Source organism: Methylobacterium sp. WL103 (assembly GCF_008039885.1).
In the GTDB taxonomy this organism is placed as follows: Bacteria; Pseudomonadota; Alphaproteobacteria; order Rhizobiales; family Beijerinckiaceae; genus Methylobacterium; species Methylobacterium cerastii.
The window spans coordinates 1-3,755 of the sequence record NZ_VRUX01000422.1 but is presented as its reverse complement, the minus strand read 5'-3'; the positions used below and the strand labels follow the sequence as shown (position 1 = coordinate 3,755).

Sequence of the window (3,755 nt, the reverse complement as noted above, 5' to 3'; positions counted from 1 at the left end):
CCCCGGCGCCTGCGCCGGCCCCGACCCCGGCGCGCTGAGCCGGCGGCGGAGCGATCCGGGCATGTCCCTTCAAGCTGGCATGTGCCTTCACGCTGGCATGTCTCCTCAGCCCAGCTCAGGCGGCGCGCACGGATCGCTCCGACCCGGGAAAGCCCGCCACCTCCGGCAGACCTTCGAACAGGGGCTTGGCGAAGTGGTAGCCCTGGAACAACGTGATGCCGAGGTCGCGCAGGGCGTCGAGCTCGCCCTGCGTCTCGACGCCCTCGGCCAGAACCGAGACGCCGAGCGCGCGGGCGATGGCGACGAGGCCCGCCACGATGGCGCCGCGCCCGGCGTCGACGTCGATGCCGCGCAGCAGGTCCATGTCGATCTTGATCAGGTCGGGACGGAAGTTCGCCAGGAGGCTCAGCCCGGCATAGCCGGCGCCGAAATCGTCGAGCGCGGTGAGGAAGCCCTGACGCCGGTACTCGGCGACGATGCGCTTCACATGGGGGACGTCGCGGAAGCGCTCGTTCTCGGTGAACTCGAACATGATCCGGCGATGCTCGAAGCCGACCCGGCGCGCGGCCTCGAGCGAGGCGCGGATGCAGGCCGCCGGCTCGTAGACGGCGTTGGGCATGAAGTTGATCGACAGGCGCGTCGCGTCGTCCTTCGGGAACAGGCGGCCGGCGAGCTCGATCGCCTTGACCCGCGCGGCCTGGTCGAAGCGGTAGCGCGTCTCGTCCGTCACCCGGTCGAGGATGGAGGCGGCCGACTGCCCCCCCGGCCCGCGGACCAGGGCCTCGTAGCCCCAGACCCGACCCTCGGTCGTGTCGACGATCGGCTGGAACGCCATGGTGAAGGTGAAATCGAGTGCCTCGCCGTCGCGGCAGGCCCGGCACTTGGCCTCCGCGGCCTTGGCACCCGTCGTCTTGCCGTCCACGACCTGGGCATTGCTTAACATGGGTTACTTCCCGTTACTTGAACCCCGCACTCCTTCTGAAGCGCAACACTCTCCACACTGTTAACGCGCCGAACTTAAGTCCTTCAGCCACCCGAGGATCAGCGATGAATCTCCAGAACTTCCGCTTCGAGACCAATGCTGACGGCGTGGCGTTGGCGACCTGGGACTGCCCCGGACGCTCGATGAACGTCATCACTCAAGCGGTGATCGACGAGATCGAGGCCATCGTCGACGCGGTCGTCGCCGATCCGGCCGTGAAGGGCTGCGTCATCACCTCGGGCAAGGACAACTTCTCGGGCGGCGCCGACCTGACGATGCTGCAGGGGCTCGGGCTCGAATACGAGAAGCTCAAGCGCGAGCAGGGCGAGGAGCCCGCCATGCGCCACTTCTTCGAGGCCTCGCGCCGGCTCTCGCTGGTGTTCCGCAAGCTCGAGACCTGCGGCAAGCCCTTCGCGGCGGCGGTGAGCGGCATCTGCCTCGGCGGCGCGTTCGAGCTGGCCCTGTCGTGCCATCACCGCGTGGTCTCGGACGACCCGAAGACCCGCGTCGGCCTGCCCGAGATCAAGGTCGGCCTGTTTCCCGGCGGCGGCGGCACGCAGCGCGTCGCGCGGCTGATGCAGACGGGCGACGCACTGCAGATGCTGTTCAAGGGCGAGCAGATCCGGCCGGCCATGGCCAAGAGCATGGGCCTCGTCCACGAGGTCGCGGGCAAGGACGAGATCGTCGCCAAGGCCAAGGCCTGGATCCTGGCCGGCGGCTCGGCGGTGGCGCCCTGGGACGTCCCGAAGTTCAAGGCGCCCTCGGGCAAGGTCTACTCACCGGCCGGCATGATGATCTGGCCGCCGGCCAACGCGATCTACCGGCGCGAGACCCACGACAACTACCCGGCGGCGAAGGCCATCCTGGCCTCGGTCTACGAGGGCCTGCAGCTGCCGATGGATCTCGGCCTGAAGGTCGAGAGCCGCTACTTCGCGATGATCCTGCGCACCAAAGAGGCGGCGGCGATGATCCGCACGCTGTTCATCTCGATGGGCGAGCTGAACAAGGGCGCGCGCCGCCCGAAGGACGTCCCCGCCACGAGCCTCAAGAAGGTCGGCGTGGTCGGCGCCGGCTTCATGGGCGCCGGCGTCGCCTACGTCACGGCCAACGCCGGTCTCGACGTGGTGCTCGTCGACCAGTCGAGCGAGGCGGCCGAGAAGGGCAAGGCCTACGCCCACGCGCTGATCACCGACCAGATCAACAAGGGCCGCGCCAAGACCGCGGACCGCGACGCGCTGCTCGCCCGCATCACGGCGTCCGCCGACTACGCGGACCTGGCCGATTGCGACCTCGTCATCGAGGCGGTGTTCGAGGACCCGCGGGTGAAGGCCGAGGTGATCGCCAAGGTCGAGGCGGTGATCGGCCCCGACACGATCTTCGCCTCCAACACCTCGACGCTGCCGATCTCCGGCCTCGCCAAGGCGTCGTCGCGCCCCGAGCAGTTCGTCGGCATCCACTTCTTCTCGCCGGTCGAGAAGATGATGCTCGTCGAGATCATCAAGGGCGAGGCCACCGGCGACCGGGCGCTCGCCACGGCTCTGGACTACGTCCGCACCGTGAAGAAGACCCCGATCGTCGTGAACGACGCCCGCGGCTTCTTCGCCAACCGCTGCGTCGGCGCCTACATCCTCGAGGGGCACAAGATGCTCAACGAGGGCGTGCCGCCCGCGATGATCGAGAACGCCGGCAAGATGGCCGGCATGCCGGTCGGCCCGCTCTCGCTGAACGACGAGGTGGCGTTGGACCTCGGCCTCAAGATCGCCAAGGCGACGGAGGCGCAGCTCGGGCCCGACGCGGTCGACCCGGCGCAGAAGGCGCTGCTCGTCGAACTCGTCGAGACCCAGGGCCGCCTCGGGCGCAAGAACAAGAAGGGCTTCTACGACTACCCGGAGGGCGCGCCCAAGCGCCTGTGGCCCGGCCTCAAGGACCTGCAGCCCACCCACCTCGACCCCGACACCCTCGACATCGCCGAGCTGAAGCACCGCCTCCTGGTGGTCCAGGCGCTGGAGGCCGCGCGCACGGTGGGCGAGGGCGTCATCACCGACCCGCGCGAGGCCGACGTCGGCTCGATCCTCGGCTTCGGCTTCGCGCCCTTCACCGGCGGCGCGCTGTCCTACATCGACTTCATGGGCGCGAAGGACTTCGTGGCGCTCGCCGAGGGCCTGGAAGCCAAGCACGGCCCGCGCTTCGCCGTGCCGGACAACCTGCGCGCCCTGGCCGAGACCGGCGGCACGTTCTACGGCGAGGCGGCGAAAAAGGCGGCGTGAAGCAAGCCTCGCTCCTCGCTCCCCGGGAGGAGCGACGCGTCCGCTTCTCCCCCGTCATCCCGGGGCGCCGAAGGCGAGCCCGGGATCCCGAGCCGCCGCGCATGCCGTTGGGGGCGGAACGCATCCGCTCCTTCGCCCACGGACGGCGGTTCTGGATTCCGGACTCTGCTTCGCAGCCCCGGAATGACGGCTCCTGTTTTGGATAGGGGGCGGACATCCCGCCTCACCCCACCGCGGCGAGCCGCCGCCGCAGAACCTCGACGTCGGCGTGGTTGTTCGACAGCAGATCGGTGATGTCGCCGACGACGAGGGCCTTCACGTGGCGGCAGCGCACCCCGTGGCGGCCGGCCATGCAGGTGCAGCGCAGCATCAACCCGCTCGTGCGGTCCTCCAGCGAGACCTCGTAGCGGTTGCCGGTGCTGCCGCGCATCGCGAAGCGCAGGGCGTCGGGCTCCGCGGGCTTCAGGGCGCGCAGGATGCGGCCGCTGATGGCGCCCGCGCCCGCC

Annotated in this window: 2 protein-coding genes and 1 pseudogene; 1 reads left to right on the top strand and 2 read right to left on the bottom strand. The window is 69.7% G+C overall.

Annotated elements, in window-relative coordinates; all coding sequences use genetic code 11:
- Window positions 1–115 precede the first annotated feature (115 nt).
- Window positions 116–835 (bottom strand): EAL domain-containing protein, encoded by a 720-nt coding sequence (locus FV222_RS19790; RefSeq protein ID WP_246685556.1) that lies wholly within the window; start codon window positions 833–835, stop codon window positions 116–118.
- A 212-nt stretch (window positions 836–1,047) separates the two neighbouring features.
- Here FV222_RS19790 and FV222_RS19785 point away from each other — a divergent pair, with 212 nt between their 5' ends.
- Window positions 1,048–3,249, top strand: coding sequence for a 3-hydroxyacyl-CoA dehydrogenase NAD-binding domain-containing protein (locus FV222_RS19785; RefSeq protein ID WP_147815452.1), 2,202 nt, complete (start codon window positions 1,048–1,050; stop codon window positions 3,247–3,249).
- Between the two features lie 223 nt (window positions 3,250–3,472).
- Here FV222_RS19785 and FV222_RS19780 read toward each other — a convergent pair.
- Window positions 3,473–3,755, bottom strand: a pseudogene (locus FV222_RS19780) (DNA polymerase III); the annotation flags it as partial.